The following is an 18,733-nucleotide window of genomic DNA, read 5'->3' on the forward strand; positions in this document are numbered from 1 at the left end:
AGCCGTCCACGCCTGTCCGGGTCCGCCGGTGCCGGGTCGTACGCTGCGTGCTGTGGATGCGACGGCAGGGTCCAACCGGACCGGGGAGACGTCCCAGACGCTCGACCGGGGTCTACGGCTACTGCACCTGGTCGCCGACACGCCGACGGGGCTGACCGTCAGCGAGGCGGCGAACCGACTCGGCGTCGGACGGGCGGCCGTCTATCGGCTGGTCGGCCCACTGATCGGGCACGGCATGCTGCGCCGCGCCGACGACGGGCGGCTCCGCCTCGGGGCCGGGGTGCTGCACCTGGCCCGACGCGCCCAGCCGCTGTTCGCCGAGGGGGCGATGCCCGCGCTACGCCGGCTCGCCGAGCAGGCCGGCGCCACCGCGCACCTGACGGTGGTCGAGGGCGACGAGGGTGTCGCCCTGGCCGTGGTCGAGCCGAGCTGGACGTCGTTCCACGTCGCGTACCGGACCGGGGCGCGGCACCCCCTGGATCGGGGTGCGGCGGGTCGGGCCATCCTCGCCGGCAGGGGCGGCGCGTCCGAGCCGGTGAGCAGCAGCGGTGAGCTGGAGTCCGGGGCGTACGGGGTGGCCGCGCCGGTGCTGGGCGTACCGGGTCTGGAGGCCAGCGTCGGCGTGGTCGCGCTCGCCCCGCTGGACGTCGATCTGGTCGGCCCCCAGGTGCTCGCCGCCGCGACAGCCGTGGCGGCGACCCTCCACTGACGCTTGATCCACTCCAGATCACCGATGTGGCGCCATCACGAGCCTTCGATAGCGCCACTACGCCGACCTAGTGATGATCTCGCCGTATAGCACGTGCATCGGCCTCTCGGCGGTTGTCCACAGGCAGGTGCGGCGCGCGCCTGCGGCACTGTCCACAGGGGGTGTTCGCCGCAGCGTCGGGAATCGCAAGCTGGCCGCATGCCCCCACACCCCCACCGGCCTCCCGCCCTCGCCTGGCAGGTCTTCCGTGGCTCCGCGGTGACCCAACAAGGTCTGATCACCAGGCACCAACTACGCGGCTCGTCGTGGGTTCGACTCCGCCATGACGTGTACGCGGACGCCCGCCTGGAACGCAACCACGAGCTGGCCTGCCGTGCCGCTGCCCTACGGCTGCCACCGCAGGCGCTGATCGCCGGCCCGTCGTCCGCCTACCTGCACGGCGTCGAGCATGCCGCCGGCTTTGACGACGACGTGCACGTGCTGGTGCCGAAGGCCGCCCGCGTCGATTCTCGGCCCGGCCTGCACGTACACGTGCTAGGCCCCGATACCGCCGCGACGCCGTTGCGCACGCCGGCCACCGGCCCGCAGCCGTCCATGCAAGTGCGCTCCCTGCCCGGCGCACGATCCGGCGGCGCTACCCTCCGCAAGACCGATCCCGCATCAGCGGCGTGGGAGACGGCGGTCTGGTTGGATCCGCTGCGCGCGGTCGGAATCGTCGACTCGCTGCTCGCGGCCGGCCTGACCCGCACCGCGCTGGCCACTGTCGCCACCGCCAATGCCGACCGGCCCGGCGGACGACGTGCGTTTTGGATCTTCGATCTCGCCGATCCGGGGGCGCAATCGCCGCCCGAGTCGCAACTGCGGGTGCGTCTGGTGATGGGCGGCCTCCCTCGACCGGTCACCCAGCACCCGATCCGGCTGCCTCGCGGACTGGTGGTCCATCCCGACCTGGCCTGGCCCGAGTTCCGCGTGGCGGTGGAGTACGACGGCCGGTGGCACGGCGATCCGGAGCAACTGCACCTCGACCGTCGGCGGCTCAATCTCCTCGTCGGGGCAGGCTGGCTGGTGCTGCACGTGACCAGCAGGAGGCTCCACAGGGAGTTCCCGGCCGTGCTCGACGAGGTGCGGTCGGCCCTGCTCTCCCGCGGCTGGCGCCGCTGACCACACCAACCGTGATCGACTCCAGCTCCCCGATAAGGGGGTATCTCCGCCACCTGACACCGCCACATCGGCGACCTGGAGTCGATCATGCCGCCGCCCGCCGCGCCGCCGCCCGCCGCCCCGCCGCCCGACGCGCCGCCGCCCGCCGCCCCGCCGCCCGCCGCGCCGGACGTGTGCCGCACGCGACAGGGCCCGGCCGACGCGTGTCGACCGGGCCCTGCGGCTGGTGCGTTACGGGCGGGCGTTGAGCTTGAGCGGGGTCTTCACCGCCGCGTACGCGTCGACGATTCCGTACCCGTAGAAGCCGTTGAAGTTGAGGCCACCGGCGCAGTACGCGTCGTAGGTCTCGTCACGGCCCTCGTTGCGGTACTGCTGCAGGCGCGGCTCCGGGCAGGCGTGCTCGGCCGCCGTGCGGTAGAGGTGCTGCTCGACCTGGTCCGGGGACATGCCGAAGCCACCCCGGCCCTGCGGCTTGCCGTACCGGCTGACGATCAGCGCGGCCACACCGGCGGCGTGCGGGGACGCCATCGAGGTGCCCTGGAGGTAGGTGTAGTAGCCGCACTCACCGTTGCGCTTGCACTGCTTGAAGACGGACTCCTCGAAGCCGGCGACGATGTTGCCGTCGGGGTCGACCGAGCCCTCCTCCTGGAGCACGTGCTTCGGGTAGGACGACAGGATCATGTTGGCGTCGGTGCGGAAGGTGTCCGTGCCGAAGCCGTCGCGGAACCAGCCACCCGGCGCGGCGACCGAGATCTGCTCGGTGCCGTAGTTGGAGAAGTCAGACTTCTTGCCGGACGGGCCGACCGAGGACACGCCGATCACGTGCGGGCCCTCGGTGGGGAGGTCCCAGCAGCTGTTGTTGTCGATCGGGCGGGGGTACGGGTCGGCGCCGTAGTCGGGGCTGGACGTGTCGGTGCGCGGCGCGCCCAGGTCCTCGTTGTTGTTGCCGAGCGCGCCGACCAGGGTGACGCCCTTGTTGTGGGCGAAGACCAGCGCGCGCTTCATGGCCTTGATGATGGCCCGCTGCTCGGCCTGCGCCTCGGGAGAGTCGGCCGGGTTGGCGGTGCAGTTGTAGAGCCACGGGTCGACGTAGAACGACATGTTGACCACGTCGATCCCGGAGCGCCCGGCGTAGACCAGCGCGTTGACGACCGGGTCGAGGAAGAAGTAGCCGGAGTCCTGGCCACCCTTCAGCTCGACCAGCGAGACGTTCGGGGCGACACCGGAGAGGCCGAAGCCGTTGGCGGCCGCGCCGATGGTGCCGGCCACGTGGGTGCCGTGCCCGCCGTCGTCGGTGCCCACCGCGTCGAGGCAGCTCGGCACCTCGCAGGGGCCGTCCACGTCGATCCGGTCGGGCGCGAAGTTGCGCGACAACGCCCAGTTGAAGTTGGGCGCGATGTCCGGGTTGCTCGCGTCGACGCCGGTGTCCAGCACGCCGACGGTCACCCGGCGGTCACCGGGCTCGACCTTGCGGGCCTTGTCGGCCCGGATCATCTCCAGGCCCCAGAGCTTGCCGTCGAGCGGGTCCATCGTGGCGCCATGCCGGGCTGCGGCGCCCGCTGCGGCCGACGCCGTCAACAGGTGCTCCTGCTCGACCCGGTCCAGCTTGGGCTTGCGGCCGATGGCCTTCTGCTCGGCGGCGCCGATCAGGGTCGGCGCGGCGGCCGCCCGGGCGGCGAAGTCGGCCCGGTCGCTGGTGACCTGGAACATGCCGACCTCGTCGGACGAGGACACCACGGTGCCGCCGGCGGCCCGGATGGCGGCGACGGCCGTGTCGGCGGCCACCCCGTCCTCGGCGACGACGGTGAAGGTGCGGGAGGTGCTCGGTGCGGCGCTGGCCGGTACACCCAGGCTCGCTGCCGTAAGTGCCAGTACCGCCGCGGTCGCGACGGCACCGACGGTGAAGCGCTTGCTCACCACATCGAATCCTCTCGTTGAGGGACGTGGCGCCATCACACAGCACCCGGCGGTTTTACGCCAGGTGAACGTCCGTTATGCCGGTGAATCTCTCCTTCATCCGCCCAGCTCGATGCCCACGTCCGGCCGGTCGGACGATGCCGACGGCAGCTCGGCCAGGACCTTCGGAAGATCGCTCAGAGTGGACACCTCGGCGTCGGGCGTGAACCCGGCCGGGCGGGGCAGCGCGTGCCGGTTGAGCCACACCGACCGCAGGCCAGCCTGCCGGGGCGCCACCACGTCGTGCTCCCACGAGTCACCGACGTACACGATCTGTTCGGCGGGTACCCCGGCGGCTTCGACCACCGCCGCGTAGAACCCCGGGGCGGGCTTCTTGGGCAGGCCGTTCTCGTGCGCGTACAACTCGAAGGCGAATTCGCCGGCGAGCCCGCAGCGTTCGGCGCGGCTGTTGCCGTTGGTGGCGAAACCCAGCGTGTACCGGCCGCGCAGCGTCGCCAGCGCCGGCGGGACGTCCGGGAAGGGCCGGGTGAGGGCGAACCGGCGGGCGAAGAAGAGAGCGGCGATCTCGTCGAGGTGCTGGCCGAGGCCGGCGCGGGCCAGCGATCGGGCCAGCGCGGCGCGGCGGATCTCCAGCACCGGCGCGGCGCTCAACTCGCCGAAGACCGCCCCCCAGTCGGACTCCAACTCGGCGAGGGTCACGCCGACTGCGGCCGGGGTGCGCCGCCGCATCTCGTCGAGGACGGCCACCAGTCCGCCGGTCACCGCCGGCCGCAGGTCGAGCAGGGTCTCGTCGGCGTCGAACACCACGGTGGTCAGCACGGCACCCACTCTCCCACCGTGCGGTGATCTCACCGGGCGGAGGCTGCCAACGCGGGCTCCTCCGCGGTGGGCACGGGTACGCCGCGCAGTTCGTCGAGGCGCACCAGGGCGACCCCGGCGACGATCAGCAGGCCGCCGAGGAGTTGCCAGGCGGTGGGCAGTTCGTCGAGAAACAGCCACGCGATGAGTACCGCGAACAGCACCTCGGTCAGTCCCACGAACGACGACAGCCGGGGACCGAGGATGCGGGTGCCGGCGATGCCGGTGAGGTACGCGATCACGGCGGCGACGAGGGTGAGCCCGACGATGGGCAGCAGCCAGGTGGTGCGGTGCCCGGCGAAGCTGACCTCACCGAACGTGGCGCGCAGCGGCAGCAGCCCGGTCAGCCCGACGAGGAGCAGCACGGCGGCGCCGACGGCCATCCCGCCGCTGGCCATGGCGACCGAGGGCAGCCGGGGGTCCACCCGTCCGGCGAGCACGAAGTAGCCGGCCAGGCCGAACGCGGCACCCAGCCCCCACAGCAGGCCGACCGGGTCGAAGCTGGCGTTGCCGGTGAGGTCCAGGACGAACGCCAACCCGCACAGCGCGGCGGCGGAACCGAACACGGTGAGCCGGCGGGGGCGCTGGCCGTGCCGCAGCCACATCCAGCCGACGACGAGGATGATGCCCAGGTATTCCAGCAGGAGCGCGATGCCGACCGGCAGGTAGCGCACGGCGTTGAAGAAGCACACCTGCGCCAGGGCCACCCCCAGCAGCCCGAACATCACGACCGCCGCGCTGTTGCCGCGCAGCACGTGCCACCTGCCGCGCAGCGACAACAGGGCGGGGATCGCCAACACCAGGGCGGCCACACCGACGCGGGCGACGACCGCGGCCTCGGCCGACCAGCCGGCCTCGATGAGCGACCGCGCGAAGGTGCCCGAGGTGGCGAACGTGACGGCGGAGAGCAGCGCCAGCGCGGCGCCGGCGGCGGGTCGGGACTGCATCTCGCGCTCCTCACTTCGACACGGGTGTCATGAGCAAACTATCCTTATGCTTGTGACGTTAGACGGCCATCATGACAGGAGTCAAGTTGCTATTTGCTCATGACACCGAATGTTCGCTGATTGCCGCCACCGCGCTCGTCAACACCGCGGGCCGGGACGGCGAGCTCCTGCCCGACGTCGCGGCGCTGGACGCGTTCTTCACCCAGCACGCCTACAGCGGACGGCACGAGCACACCGACGCCGAACTGCGTGCCGTACGACAGCTGCGGCCCCGCCTACGCCGGGTCTGGCACGCCGAACCGCCCGAGGTCGTCGACATCATCAACAGTCTGCTGCGGGAACACCGGGCGCTGCCGCAGCTCATCGAGCACGACGACGAGCCCTACCATCTGCACGCCGTGCCCCGCGACGCGCCGCTGGCCACCCGGATGGCGGTCGAGGCGGCGATGGCGCTCGCCGACCTGGTGCGGATGGGCGAGCTGAGCCGACTGCGGACCTGCGAGTACCCGGACTGCGACAACGTCGTCGTCGACCTGTCCCGCAACCGGTCGCGCCGATTCTGCGAGGCCGGCTGCGGCAACCGCGCGGCCGTGACCGCCTACCGGGCCCGCAGAGCCGCCGGCCGGTCCTGAGCGACGTCGGCCCGCAGCTCGTACTCCACCTCGCCGTGCTCGGTCCCCGGAATCGGGTCGTCGAAGTCCAGGTGGAAGGTGCGCACGTGACGCAGTCCTGCCTTCTCCATGACCCGGCGGGACCGCTCGTTGACCGCCATCGTCTGCGCCCACACCCGCCGCACACCCACGACGTCGAGGGCGTGACGGACCAGCGCACGCGACCCCTCGGTCGCGAGACCGCGCCCCCACGCCGGGCGGCGCAGCCGGTAGCCCAACTCGGCCTCCGCGCCATCCTCCGAGGGATCGAGGGCGAACCAGCCCAGGAACTCACCGGAGGCCCTGTCGAGCGCCGCCCAACGCCCCAGGCCGGGATGCCGCTCGTGCTGCGCGAGCAGCCTCGGCAGGTGCTCGTCGAGGACTGTGGCGCGCGGGGTCGCAACGCCGCCGGTCAGGAAACGCATCACCTCGGGATCGCCGTCCAACTCGACCAACGCGTCCACGTCGGCAATGGTCAGCCGGCGCATCCGCAACCGCTCGGTCGACACGCCATCGCCGTCCCACACGCCCCGCATCATCCCGCCGCGCTCGGACACCGTCGAGCCGAATACCGCAAGATCCGCGCAACTTCGGGGAAACTGCTGCTTCAAACCGCGCGGAAGCAGCAGTAACACTGAAGTTGCGGAGCAAAGGCCCGCGACCACCGTCGCGGGCAGGGCTGTCGCGTCAGCGCGGGGGCGCGACCACGAAGAGCCGCCAGGAGTACGCGTCGACCACCAGCACAGGTCCGTCCGGGTCCTTACTGTCTCGCACCCCGACCACGCCCCCCAGATTCGTAGCCACCTCGACGCACTGGTCGTTGGAACCACTGCGGCTACTCTTCCGCCACTGGGCTCGGGTCAGCTCCACGACTCCGCCACTTCTCTCAACAACTCGATCGACTCCTGCGGAGGTAACGCCTGCCCGAGGGTCGCTTCCCAGGTCCATTGTAGGTGGAGCAGATCGGCCGGCAGATCGAGTTCCTGGCCGCCGATCTGACCACCAAGGTAGGCAAGGTCGCTGTGGTCGGCAAGCGTGGCAAGTATGAACGGGCCGTTCAGGCCGGGGTACTCCTCCGCGCTGCGCGGCACCACATGTAGCTGCACCCGAGGATGCTCGGTCCCCAACCGAGCCAGGTGCAGGGCCTGCTCACACATCACCTTCCGGCCGCCAACGCGCCGCCGAAGAACTGCCTCGTCGACTACCGCGACAAGGTGCGGCGGTCGGTCCTGGTAAAGAACCTGCTGGCTGTCCAGCCTGTCTGCCAGCCGACGCTCCACCTCTTCGGCGTCGAGCAGCCGATCAGACTCGAAGATCGCACGGGCATAGCCCTCGGTTTGCAGCAACCCAGGAATGTGCAGCGGGTCGAACCAGCGCAGTGCCCTTGCTTCCGCCAGGATCGCACGCCAGCCACGCAGCCAGACCTGAGCCTTGTCCAGGCTGACCAGTTCGGTGGCCATGCGGCTGAAGAGGCCGCCGGTGTCCAGGGCGCGGTCGAGGAGTTCCAGGTACTTCGCTGTGGGCGGCTGCTGGCCCAGCTCGACCGCGCTGACCATCGACGGCGAGTAGTTGACCGCCTTGGCCAACTCGTCCTGACTCCAACCCCGTCGAGCGCGCGCCCGGCGCAGCTCCGCGACCAGGAACGCCGCCGCCGTCATCTGTCCATCGGCCATGCCCGACCACTCTCCAACCCGCCGGCGATCAACTCCAGACGGCCACCAGAGCCGGCACCGCCCGGGAACAGGGCAGCCACGACAGGTCGGCCGATCCCTTCCGACCGTAGTCGTCCGATCACCAGACTGTGAAGTGCGACGCCGCTCCCCGTCCCCCGGGCCCAGCGGCGTCGTACGGGACCGCCCGAACCCCCGTGCCGGGCGGTCCCACCCCGCAAGATCGTGCTCGATCGTGGAAACAGTGGCATCCGCACGTGCCGAGGCCACTACATCCAGGATCGAGCACGATCTTGATCGGGTGCGGGGGTGAGGTCACCAGCGGGTCAGCTTGAGAGGACTCCCACACATGTCCCGGACCGGCCCGGACGACCGCACGATCGCACCCCGTCGACCGCACCTGCCGTTGCGGCCGTTGTGGCTCTGCCGGGTCTGCGCCGCGCCGTGGCCGTGCCCGGTCGCCCGACTGGCCCTCCGCCAGGAGTACGCCCACGACCGGATCGCCCTGAGCATCTACCTGTGCACGGTTCTGCACGACGCGGTCGCCGACCTGTACCGGCTCAACCCGCACGACGGCCCGGACCCGAAGGCCCTCTACACGCGGTTCCTCGCCTGGGCGACGCCGCGCGGCGACCCGCCCTGAGGCGGTCGGCGAAAAGTCACCCGGCAAGCCGGTCAGGGGTGGGTCATCCGGAGCAGGTCCAGGGTCTCGTCCAACTGGGTCTCGGTGAGCTTGCCGGAGTCGACGTGCCCTCGGGAGATGACGACCTCGCGGATGGACGCCTGCTTCGCCAGCGCCTCCTTGGCGATGGAGGCCGCCTCGTCGTACCCGAGGTAGCGGTTCAGCGGGGTGACGATCGACGGTGACCCCTCGGCGTACGCGAGGCAGACCTCGGCGTCCGCGACCAGGCCGGCCACCAGGCGGTCGGCGAACAGCCGGCTCGCCGCGCCCAGCAGCCGGATCGACTCCAGCAGGTTGCGGCCCATCACCGGAAGCATCACGTTCAGCTCGAAGTCGCCCTGGGAGCCGGCGAAACCGACTGTCGCGTCGTTGCCGATGACCTGGGCGCAGACCTGGCGCATCGCCTCGGCGACCACCGGGTTGACCTTGCCCGGCATGATCGACGAGCCGGGCTGGAGGTCGGGGATGCGCAGCTCCCGCAGGCCGGCCCGGGGACCGGAACCCATCCAGCGGATGTCGTTCGCGACCTTGTAGAGGCCCACCGCGATGGTCCGCAGCTGCCCGGAGGTCTCCACGAGGGCGTCGCGGGCGCCCTGCGCCTCGAAGTGGTTGCGCGCCTCGGACAGCGGCAGACCGGTCGACTCGCGCAACTTGCCGATCACGGCTGCGGCGAAGCCGAGCGGCGTGTTGATCCCGGTGCCCACGGCGGTACCGCCCAACGGCAGCTCGGCCAGCCGGGGAAGCGAGCCCTCCAACCGCTCGATGCCGTAGCGGACCTGGGCGGCGTACCCGCCGAACTCCTGCCCGAGGGTGACCGGCGTGGCGTCCATCAGGTGCGTACGCCCCGCCTTCACCACCGTCTCGAACTCGGACGCCTTGCCCTCCAGCGCCTCGGCGAGGTGGGCCAGCGACGGCAGCAGATCCTCCGCGATGAACTGGGTGGCCGCCAGGTGGATCGAGGATGGGAACACGTCGTTGCTGGACTGGGAGGCGTTGACGTGGTCGTTGGGGTGCACCGGGGAGCCCAGCTCGCGGCTCGCCAGGGTCGCGAGCACCTCGTTGGCGTTCATGTTTGACGACGTTCCGGAACCGGTCTGGAACACGTCGACCGGAAACTGGTCGTCGTACCCGCCCTCGGCGACGTGCGCGGCGGCGGCGGCGATCGCGGCGGCCACGTTGGCGTCGATCACGCCCAACTCACCGTTGACCTCGGCTGCCGCGCCCTTGATCTGGGCCAGGGCCTTGATCTGGGCGGGTTCGATGCCCCGCCCGGAGATCGGGAAGTTCTGCACCGCGCGCTGGGTCTGCGCCCGCCACAGCGCCTCGGCGGGTACCTCCACCTCGCCCATCGAGTCGCGTTCGATCCGGTAGCCGGTCGTCTCTGGAGTCGTCACGCGTTCCATCCTGCCGCGCCCGTGCCCGACCCGCAGATGATCCGTCAGCCCAACTCGGCGAGCAGCCGTTCCACCTCGTGCCGGTCCGGCACGTCGATCCACCGGCACCAACCGACCCGCACGAAGCAGGAGCATCGCCAGAACAACCCGGTCCCGGCCCGCAGTGACAGTGGATTCCCCACCACCGACACGCAGAGGCCCCAGGATCCCGAACCGCATCTGCTCCCCCGCGTCGATCACACAACATCCAGCAGCGTAGTCCGACGATCACAGCTCGACGTGATCCGGTGATAGTGATCTGAGAGCGGATCGAGTGCGATACATCGCAGACTTGGTCCAAGGTTGGCGGTGACGACATCCGACGGGGGCGGTGCGACCGCCCCACCCCCCAGTGGGCGGGCGTACCGATGTCGGTGGAAGTGCTACCGACGGGAGGGGCGCCAGGCGAAAGCCTGGCGCCTCGTCGCGTGACGAGATCCTGCCGCGCCCGTCGCCGACAGCAGTGATCGGTCAACCCAACTCGGCGAGCAGCCGTTCCACCTCGTGCCGGTCCGGCACGTCGATCTGGCGGTACAGGTCCAGCGCTCGGCCCAGGTACGCGCGGGCCCCGGCCGGGTCGGTCGTACCCAGACACCGGCCGATACCCTCCAGCGCCCGAGCCTGCTCGTATCGGACACCCAACCGGGTCGCGTCCGCGAACACCCGTCGGTACAGGTCGAGAGCACTCGTCACGTCCCCTTGGGCCAGGATGGCTCGGGCCAGCAGGATGCGCGAAACGCACTGGGCGGTCCGGTCCCCCACGTCGGTCATCGCGACGAGCGCCGCGCGGTGCAGTTCGGCGGCCCGCTCCGGACGGCCAGCCTCCCGTTCCATCGTCCCGATCTCGTTCAGCACCTCGCCTTCACCGAATCGGGCGCCCACCTGTCGTTTCATGCGCAACGCCGCCCACAGCAGCCGGCTGGCCGGCTCGAGGTCGCCCAACCGGTGCCGGGCCATGCCGAGGTGCCCAAGGGCGTTGGAGATCCGGCGCGGGTCGCCGAGCTCCCGTGCGATCCCCAGGTGCTTGCGGGCGGCGCGCACTGCCTCGTCGAGCCAGCCCCACAGCAGCAGTGTCATCGCCTGGTTGTTGAGTTCGTTCGCCAACGCCAAGTCGTCACGCATGCGTGTCGCCAGCGTCCGAGCGGCGTCGTGTGCCTCGGTGGCCCGGTGGAACTCGAAGTTCGCGGCATACGAGATGCCCAGGTTACCGAGGGTGTTGCGATACTCGCGATGCAGACCGAGCTGGCGGAAGATCTCAAGCGATCTCTCCATCACCCGGATCGCCTCGGGAAAGTTACTCAGCCGGTAGTGGGCCGAGGCGAGATAGTTGAGCAGCGTCCCCAGTGCCTTCTCGTCGCCCAACTCCTCCGCGGCACGCAGGCCGGCGGAGTGCGTCTCGATCAACTCGTCGAGGCGGCCGCTCTCGAACTGGGCGTTCCAGCAGGCCCTCGCCAACTGCCAGCAGTGCCGCAGGAACCCCTCCCCTTCTGCCAAGCGGACGAGGGCGGGCCACAGGGCCAGGTTTTCGTCGAACCAGGCGCTCCCCTGTTCGGCCGCGATCGTGGCCAGGTCGGGACGGATCGGCTCCGTTCCGGCAAGCAGCGGCCGAGCGGCCGAGAGTTCTCCGCTGCGGGCGATCGCCATGGCGACGTGCAGGTGGTGGTCGAGCAGGCGCTCGATGCCGTCCCGCCTCTCCCCCGCCCGCTCCGGGTCAGCCATCAATGTCCGACCGTACTCGCGGACCAGGTCGTGCAGCCGGTAGCGGCCGGGCTCTGCCTCCTCCATCAAGTGCGCGTCGACCAGTTCGTCCAGGAGATCCTGTGTGCCGGGCAGGGACAGGTCGACGAGGACGGCCGCGACCGAGGTGTCGAACCGTACTCCCGGGTACAGGCCCAGCAGCCGGAACGCACGCTGCGCCGCCGTCGACACCTGGGCGTACGACAGCGCGAAGGCCCGACCGACGGACCGGTCGCCCGCTTCGAACTCGGTCAACGGATCGGAGCGGCTCCTCAGCCGCTCCGCGAGGTCGGCTATCCGCCAGCGGGGCCGGTGAGCCAGTCGGGCACCAGCCAGCCGGATGGCGAGCGGGAGGTACCCGCAGCGGAGGACGACCTCGTGGGCCGCCTCCGGCTCGGTTGCCACCCGGTCGGGACCGACCACGTGCCCGAGGAGTTCGACCGCCTCGTCGCTGTCGAGCACGGGCAGCGAGGATGGTCGACCCTCGTCCACACCGACCAACCGGCGACGACTGGTGATGAGCACCAGGCAGTGCGACCCGTTGGGCAGCAGCGGTGTCACCTGGTCGGCGGTGGCCGCGTTGTCCAGCACCACCAGGGCCCGTCGGCCGGCGAGCTCCGTCCGCCACAGCGCCAACCGGCCGTCCTGACTGGTGGGGACCTGGTCGGCAGGCATACCGAGCTGTCGCAGCAGCATGGCCAGGGCCGCGGACGGTGTCACCGGAATACTCTCGCTGTGCCCGTGCAGGTCGATGTAGAGCTGAGCGTCCGGATAGTCGTCCGCGAGGACGGTGGCGACGTGCACCGCCAGAGTGGTCTTGCCACTGCCGGCCATGCCGTCGATGAGCTGGATACGCGCGCCGCCCTCCACGTCCTTCATCAGACGCGTCAGCGTCTGTTGCCGGCCGGTGAAGTCGCCGATCGCGCGGGGTAGCGAGCGGACCGGGACGACGGGCCGGGTCTCCCGGCCGGCCAAGGCCAGGTCACCGGCGAGCACCCGCTGGTGCAACTCCTGCAACGCGGCACCCGGTTCGATGCCCAACTCGTCGGCGTAGACCCGCCGACCCTCCCGGTACACCGCGAGCGCGTCTGCCTGCCGACCCACCGATGACAGCGCGAGCATCAGTTGACCCCGCAGACGCTCCCGCAGCGGATGCTGGTCGACGCTCTCGGCCAACTCCTCGATCAGCTCAGCGGCCCGACCGAGACGCAACTCGACGTCGACGCACTCCTCCAGCACACTCAGGCGCTGCTCGTCGAGCGTCTGCGCCCGACGACGAACACTGCGACTGGTGATACCACCCAGGGCCGGCCCCCGCCACAGACCCAACGCGGCGCGATACCGCAGACGCGCGTCGAGCAGACGACCAGCCCCACCGGCGGACCGGGCCTCCTCCACTGCCTGGCTGAAGACGTGCGCGTCCAGGTCGGCGGGTCCGATCCGAACGCCGTACCCCGCCGGATCGGTGACGATGGTCTGCGAGGGCAGTCCCAGGTCAGTCAGGCGACGCCGCAGCCGCGAAACGCAGGTCTGCAACTGGGCACGGGCGGTGGCCGGAGGGCTCTCCTCCCACACCGCGTCGATGAGTTCGTCGACCGGCACCAGCCGGCCGGCACGGAGCAGCAGCATCGCCAGTACGACCCGGTCCCGGCCGGCAGTGACGGTGGACCCGCCACCGCCAACCCGCAGAGGCCCGAGGATCCCGAACCGCATCTGCTCCTCCGCGTCGATCGGACACCATCCAGCAGAGTAGTCCGGCGATCACCGCTCGACGTAGCCCGATTACCGACGCAAGAGGCGCCAGGCGTTCGCCTGGCGCCTCCTCGCGTTAGGGAGCGGTCAGCGGTGGCCGATGGTGAGCACCGGCTTGGTGACCTCGGCGAAGAAGTCGTTGCCCTTGTCGTCGACCACGATGAAGGCCGGGAAGTCCTCCACCTCGATCTTCCAGACCGCCTCCATGCCCAGCTCCGGATATTCGAGCACCTGCACGTGCTTGATGCAGTCCTGGGCGAGACGGGCCGCGGGACCGCCGATCGAGCCGAGGTAGAAGCCACCGTGCTGCTGGCAGGAACGGGTCACCTGACCCGACCGGTTGCCCTTGGCCAGCATCACCTGGGAGCCGCCGGCGGCCTGGAACTTCTCCACGTACGCGTCCATCCGGCCGGCCGTGGTCGGGCCGAACGAGCCGGACGCGTACCCCTCGGGGGTCTTCGCCGGGCCGGCGTAGTAGACGGCGTGGTCACGCAGGTACTGCGGCATCGGCTCACCGGCGTCCAGCCGCTCGGCGATCTTGGCGTGGGCGATGTCCCGGGCCACCACGAGCGGGCCGGACAGCGACAGCCGCGTCTTCACCGGGTACTTGGACAGTTCGGCGCGGATCTCGTCCATCGGCCGGTTCAGGTCGACCCGGACGACCGTCTCGGCCTCGAGCGCGTCGTCGGTGACCTCGGGCAGGAACCGCGCCGGGTCGGTCTCCAGGCGCTCCAGCCAGACGCCCGACGGGGTGATCTTGGCAACCGCCTGTCGGTCGGCCGAGCAGGAGACGGCGATCGCCACCGGGCACGACGCGCCGTGCCGGGGCAGCCGGACCACCCGTACGTCGTGGCAGAAGTAGCGCCCACCGAACTGCGCGCCGATGCCGAAGTTACGGGTCAACTCCAGCACCTGCGCCTCCAGCTCCAGGTCGCGGAAGCCGTGGGCGCTCATCGAGCCCTGCGTGGGGAGGGCGTCCAGGTACTTCGCCGAGGCGTACTTGGCGGTCTTCAACGCGTACTCGGCGGAGGTGCCGCCGATGACGATGGCCAGGTGGTACGGCGGGCAGGCGGCGGTGCCGATCAGCCGCAGCTTCTCCTCCAGGAACTGCATCATCCGCGTCGGGTTGAGCAGCGCCTTGGTCTCCTGGTAGAGGTACGACTTGTTGGCCGAACCGCCGCCCTTGGCCATGAAGAGAAACTTGTACGCGTCCGGGTGCCCGTCCGGGTCCTCGGCGTACAGCTCCACCTGGGCCGGTAGGTTGCTGCCGGTGTTCCGCTCGTCCCACATGGTCAGCGGGGCGAGCTGGGAGTAGCGCAGGTTGAGCCTCGTGTACGCCTGGTAGACACCGAGGGAGATGGCCTCGGCGTCCGCGCCGTCGGTCAGCACGTGTCGGCCGCGCTTGCCCATCACGATCGCGGTGCCGGTGTCCTGGCACATGGGCAGCACCCCACCGGCGGCGATGTTGGCGTTGCGCAGCAGGTCCAGCGCGACGAACCGGTCGTTCGGCGACGCGGCCGGGTCGTCGATGATCGCCCGGAGCTGCGCCAGGTGCGCGGGGCGCAGGAAGTGGGCGATGTCGTGCATCGCCTCGGCGGTCAGCGCGGTGAGCGCGGCCGGCTCCACGGTGAGGAAACGACGACCCCCCGGGCCGTGTACGACGTCCACTCCCTCGTCGGTGACCAGGCGATACTCCGTCTGGTCGGGGCCGGTCGGCAGCAGGGGGGCGTACGAGAATGCGGCGGCACTGCTCATGAGCGGCAAGCCTAGGGCAGACCGGTCGATCATTCCCACCCGCCGGGCGGGGTCTGGGACGCCGCTCTCATCCGCCCGGGCCGGCCGCGCTCGACGCGCCGGAGTACCGCCCGCTCAGCCGTCCTTGCCGCCGTCCGGTTCGGTGCACAGCTCACCCTTGGGCCCGCAGTCACCGTTGCCGTCGTCGCCCTGCCCGGGACGGGTGCCGCCCGGGCCGGGGTTGCCGCCGTTGCCGGGAGGCGGGACGGGAGCTCCGGGCGTGGTGCCGAAGCGGACGTACCCGATCTCCCGACCCTCGCCGATGATCATGCCCTGCGAGCCGACGGCGAGGGCGTTCGCGGAGGTCCGCAGCACGGCCAGCTCCCGCCCGGTGCGCGGGTCGAGGGCGACCAGCCTCGACGGCTTCTCGTCGGCGAGCACCGCCGCGTACGGAGTGAGCGCAGCACCCGCCTTGGCGCTGGCCGGCCGGGTCCAGCGCACCCGGTCGGCGCCGAGTTCGCGGGACACCACCGAGCGCTTGTCCGCGGAGCGGAACACCGCGTAGCGGTCGTCGACGGCGACGAGCTTGGTGCTCGCCTCGCCGACCCAGAGCAGTCGCCCGTCGTACCCGTCGATGACCGCCTCGCGGCCGTCCGGGCCGACGCCGATCAGCACGTTCCGTGCGCCCTGCGGGTCCTCGCGCTGGACGCAGCCGGCGGTGTCGGCGGTGCGCAGGTTGACCCCGGCCCGCTGCCACGCCTCCTGTCCGGTCGCCGGGTCACGGGCCGAGATGGCGAAGTAGCAGGTGCCGTCCTGCGACCGGGCGGCGATCCGGAGCATCCGGCCGCCCACCACCGAGATCCGCTCGTCCCGGCCGGGCTCGACGTTCTGCAACACCCGACCGGTGGCGGTGTCGACGACGTGCACGCGGCCGTCGACCGGGAAGCCGAGCAGCGGAGGCGCGGCCTCGGGCCCGGCCACCCCGTCGTCGACGCGGGTGGCGGTCAGCCGGCGCGTGCCGCGCAGGCCGGGGTTGTCGGCGAGGAGGCCGCTGTGCACGCCGGGCAGGAAGGCGGTCCACAGTGGTGCGGTGCCGCGCGGGTCCCACGCGCTCAGGGTGCAGTCGGTGGCGTCCGAGCAGCGGGCGTCCAGCAGCAGGTTCCGGTACGTCCACACGGCCACGGCGTCGTTGTCGCGCCGCCGGGTCGCCCCGGTGGTCGGATCGAGCAGCTCGTACCCCTTGACCAGGAGTTTGCCCACGGCGACGACCGGATCGCGGTCGCCGCCGGCGACCGCCGCCCAGTCCGCCTTGCGCTCCCAGAGCTGGGCGCCGGTGGCCAGGCTGCGGGCCTCCACCCGGGTGCGCTGCTCGACCACGACGGCGTCGCCGGCGATGGTCACGCTGCGCGGGGTGCCACCGACCCGCTGCTGCCAGACCACGTCCGGCTCGGAGATGGGTTCGCTGCGGTCCACCCAGTCCCAGATGCCCGGGAACGGATTCCAGACGCCGGTGGCGGCGAGGGCGACGACCACGGCGAGGCCGGCCAGCAGCCCGACGCGCACGCTCCCCTTCGCCACCCGCACACCGTAGCCACGATCACGGATCTTCCGTACGCCCGCGCCGCCGTGTCGCCGCGCTTTCTGTGCCGGAAGGTGTTACAGCGCTGCGGACCAGTGGCAGCGTGCGGTACGAGATCTGCTCCGCGAGCGCGATGATCGTCGAGGCGCGGGTGATACCGGTGAACGAGACGATCTGGTCGATGACCCGTTGCAGGTCGGTGTTGGAACGGGCCACGATTCGGCAGAGCAGGTCGCTGGAACCGGTGATGGTGTGCGCCTCCAGCACCTCGGGGATCGCCGCGAGGTGCGCCGTGACCGGGTCGTGGCCCTGCCGTTGGCTGATCTCCAAGGTGACGAAGCTGGTCACCCCGAACCCGATCGCGGCCGGCGAGATCTCCGGACCGAAGCCCAGGATGACGCCCCGGTCGACAAGCTTGTCCAGCCGCGCCTGCACGGTGCCCCGGGCCACGCCGAGCCGCCGGGAGCACTCCAGCACCCCGATCCGCGGCTCCTCGGCGAGCAGTTCGACCAACCGGACATCGAGCACGTCGAGCTGTACAGCCTGCTCACCATTCATGGGTCCAGACCATACCGAATGCGCAACCTGACCAGCCTTTATGTCAACAGTTGCCCAGCCGGTGCCCGTACCGCGATCCTTCGGTGAAGAACCGGCCCACGAGGCCGGCCGGTACGCGAGGGAGGCCACCATGACCCAGGCGATCGACCGACCCCAGTCGACCGAGGACGTCGACATCGACCGGCTCGTCGGCGCTGTCGACCACGACATCAGCCACGACCCGTTTCCCGTCCGTGGGCTCGACCACGTGCACTTCCTCGTCGGCAACGCCAAGCAGGCGGCGCACTACTACTCCACCGCGTTCGGCATGACCTGTGTGGCGTACCGGGGGCCGGAGCAGGGCTACCGCGACCACGCCCAGTACGTGCTGACCAGCGGCTCGGCACGGTTCGTGCTGACCGGCGCGGTGCGTCCGGACGCCGACGGCGCCGAGCACGTGGCCAAGCACAGCGACGGCATCAGCGACATCGCGCTCGAGGTGCCGAACGTCGACGCCGCGTACGCCCACGCCGTCGCGCAGGGCGCCGCCAGCGTCGTCGAGCCGCACGACGTGACCGACGAGCACGGCACCGTGCGGATGGCCGCCATCGCCGCGTACGGCGATACCCGGCACACGCTCGTCGACCGCTCCCGCTATCGCGGCCCGTTCCTGCCGGGCTTCGTGGCCCGCGGCCCGATCGTCGACCGGCAGCCGATGATCGACGCCGGCATCCAGCCGAAGCGGTTCTTCCAGGCCGTCGACCACGTGGTCGGCAACGTGGAGCTGGGCCGCATGGACGAGTGGGTGGAGTTCTACAAGCGGGTGATGGGCTTCTCCAACATGGCGGAGTTCATCGGCGACGACATCGCCACCGACTACTCGGCCCTGATGAGCAAGGTCGTCGCGAACGGCACCCGCAAGGTGAAGTTCCCGCTCAACGAGCCGGCCATCGCCCGCAAGAAGTCGCAGATCGACGAGTACCTGGAGTTCTACCAGGGCCCGGGCGCCCAGCACATCGCCGTCGCCACCAACGACATCGTGGCCAGCGTCGACGCGATGCGCGCCGCCGGCGTGGAGTTCCTGGACACCCCGGACTCGTACTACGAGGACCCGGAGCTGCGCGCCCGCATCGGCAACGTGCGGGTGCCGATCGAGCAGCTCAAGGAGCGCAAGATCCTGGTCGACCGGGACGAGGACGGCTATCTGCTCCAGATCTTCACCAAGCCCGTGCAGGACCGCCCGACCGTCTTCTTCGAGCTGATCGAGCGGCACGGCTCGCTGGGCTTCGGCAAGGGCAACTTCAAGGCGCTCTTCCAAGCCATCGAGCGGGAGCAGGAAGCGCGCGGCAACCTGTAACACTGTCGAG

17 protein-coding genes are annotated in these 18,733 nt (G+C 70.8%); 5 read left to right on the forward strand and 12 right to left on the reverse strand.

Annotated elements, in window-relative coordinates:
* The first annotated feature begins 52 nt into the window (after nucleotides 1-52).
* Nucleotides 53-709, forward strand: coding sequence for a helix-turn-helix domain-containing protein (locus ABZV06_RS16430; protein ID WP_355238346.1), 657 nt, complete (start codon nucleotides 53-55; stop codon nucleotides 707-709).
* Between the two features lie 198 nt (nucleotides 710-907).
* Nucleotides 908-1,870: a hypothetical protein gene (locus ABZV06_RS16435; RefSeq protein WP_355238349.1), complete on the forward strand. Its 963-nt coding sequence runs from the start codon at nucleotides 908-910 to the stop codon at nucleotides 1,868-1,870.
* Nucleotides 1,871-2,101: 231 nt separating this feature from the next.
* Here ABZV06_RS16435 and ABZV06_RS16440 read toward each other — a convergent pair whose 3' ends face one another.
* The 3 genes from ABZV06_RS16440 to ABZV06_RS16450 form a co-directional block, all read right to left on the reverse strand.
* Nucleotides 2,102-3,787, reverse strand: a complete 1,686-nt coding sequence (locus ABZV06_RS16440) for a S8 family serine peptidase (protein WP_355238352.1) — start codon at nucleotides 3,785-3,787, stop codon at nucleotides 2,102-2,104.
* A gap of 96 nt (nucleotides 3,788-3,883) precedes the next feature.
* Nucleotides 3,884-4,606, reverse strand: coding sequence for an HAD family hydrolase (locus tag ABZV06_RS16445; protein ID WP_355238823.1), 723 nt, complete (start codon nucleotides 4,604-4,606; stop codon nucleotides 3,884-3,886).
* 29 nt (nucleotides 4,607-4,635) lie between these two features.
* Nucleotides 4,636-5,592 carry a DMT family transporter gene (locus ABZV06_RS16450; protein ID WP_355622170.1) on the reverse strand — a complete coding sequence of 319 codons (957 nt, stop codon included), beginning with the start codon at nucleotides 5,590-5,592 and terminating at the stop codon, nucleotides 4,636-4,638.
* A 71-nt stretch (nucleotides 5,593-5,663) separates the two neighbouring features.
* On the opposite strand from ABZV06_RS16450, the gene ABZV06_RS16455 reads away from it, so the two are divergent.
* A complete protein-coding gene (locus tag ABZV06_RS16455) occupies nucleotides 5,664-6,224 on the forward strand; it encodes a CGNR zinc finger domain-containing protein (RefSeq protein WP_355622173.1) in 561 nt (186 codons plus the stop codon).
* Here the strand turns inward: ABZV06_RS16455 and ABZV06_RS16460 are convergent.
* The 3 genes from ABZV06_RS16460 to ABZV06_RS16470 all read right to left on the reverse strand — a co-directional run bounded on the left by ABZV06_RS16460 (nucleotide 6,191) and on the right by ABZV06_RS16470 (nucleotide 7,915).
* Entirely contained in the window at nucleotides 6,191-6,778 is a 588-nt protein-coding gene (locus ABZV06_RS16460) for a GNAT family N-acetyltransferase (protein WP_355622215.1), read from the reverse strand. The two genes, ABZV06_RS16455 and ABZV06_RS16460, sit on opposite strands and share 34 nt — an antisense overlap.
* 151 nt (nucleotides 6,779-6,929) lie before the next feature.
* On the reverse strand, nucleotides 6,930-7,112 hold the full coding sequence (locus tag ABZV06_RS16465) for a DUF397 domain-containing protein (RefSeq protein ID WP_355238361.1): 183 nt from the start codon (nucleotides 7,110-7,112) through the stop codon (nucleotides 6,930-6,932).
* The gene (locus ABZV06_RS16470; protein WP_355622175.1) at nucleotides 7,103-7,915 is read right to left on the reverse strand and encodes a helix-turn-helix transcriptional regulator; all 813 of its coding nucleotides are present in this window, start codon (nucleotides 7,913-7,915) and stop codon (nucleotides 7,103-7,105) included. Before ABZV06_RS16470 ends, ABZV06_RS16465 begins: the two co-directional genes overlap by 10 nt.
* Before the next feature lie 346 nt (nucleotides 7,916-8,261).
* Between ABZV06_RS16470 and ABZV06_RS16475 the strand changes: the two genes are divergently transcribed.
* A complete protein-coding gene (locus tag ABZV06_RS16475) occupies nucleotides 8,262-8,555 on the forward strand; it encodes a hypothetical protein (protein WP_355238367.1) in 294 nt (97 codons plus the stop codon).
* Between the two features lie 32 nt (nucleotides 8,556-8,587).
* On the opposite strand, the gene ABZV06_RS16480 is transcribed toward ABZV06_RS16475, so the two are convergent.
* From ABZV06_RS16480 to ABZV06_RS16505, 6 genes are all read right to left on the reverse strand, one after another.
* Nucleotides 8,588-9,997: a class II fumarate hydratase gene (locus ABZV06_RS16480; protein WP_355622178.1), complete on the reverse strand. Its 1,410-nt coding sequence runs from the start codon at nucleotides 9,995-9,997 to the stop codon at nucleotides 8,588-8,590.
* A gap of 35 nt (nucleotides 9,998-10,032) precedes the next feature.
* A complete protein-coding gene (locus tag ABZV06_RS16485; RefSeq protein ID WP_355238373.1) occupies nucleotides 10,033-10,170 on the reverse strand; it encodes a hypothetical protein in 138 nt (45 codons plus the stop codon).
* Between the two features lie 328 nt (nucleotides 10,171-10,498).
* Nucleotides 10,499-13,477, reverse strand: coding sequence for a BTAD domain-containing putative transcriptional regulator (locus ABZV06_RS16490; RefSeq protein WP_355622181.1), 2,979 nt, complete (start codon nucleotides 13,475-13,477; stop codon nucleotides 10,499-10,501).
* Between the two features lie 126 nt (nucleotides 13,478-13,603).
* Complete coding sequence (locus ABZV06_RS16495) at nucleotides 13,604-15,271, reverse strand: fumarate hydratase (protein ID WP_355238379.1); 1,668 nt, start codon at nucleotides 15,269-15,271, stop codon at nucleotides 13,604-13,606.
* A 114-nt stretch (nucleotides 15,272-15,385) separates the two neighbouring features.
* A complete protein-coding gene (locus ABZV06_RS16500) occupies nucleotides 15,386-16,801 on the reverse strand; it encodes a PQQ-binding-like beta-propeller repeat protein (protein ID WP_355238829.1) in 1,416 nt (471 codons plus the stop codon).
* A 46-nt stretch (nucleotides 16,802-16,847) separates the two neighbouring features.
* Nucleotides 16,848-17,387 carry an Lrp/AsnC family transcriptional regulator gene (locus ABZV06_RS16505; protein ID WP_355238382.1) on the reverse strand — a complete coding sequence of 180 codons (540 nt, stop codon included), beginning with the start codon at nucleotides 17,385-17,387 and terminating at the stop codon, nucleotides 16,848-16,850.
* A gap of 130 nt (nucleotides 17,388-17,517) precedes the next feature.
* Between ABZV06_RS16505 and hppD the strand changes: the two genes are divergently transcribed.
* The gene (hppD, locus tag ABZV06_RS16510) at nucleotides 17,518-18,723 is read left to right on the forward strand and encodes a 4-hydroxyphenylpyruvate dioxygenase (protein WP_355238385.1); all 1,206 of its coding nucleotides are present in this window, start codon (nucleotides 17,518-17,520) and stop codon (nucleotides 18,721-18,723) included.
* Nucleotides 18,724-18,733: the final 10 nt, after the last annotated feature.

The sequence above is a fragment of the Micromonospora sp. NPDC005172 genome, assembly GCF_040608555.1.
Classification (GTDB): Bacteria; Actinomycetota; Actinomycetes; order Mycobacteriales; family Micromonosporaceae; genus Micromonospora.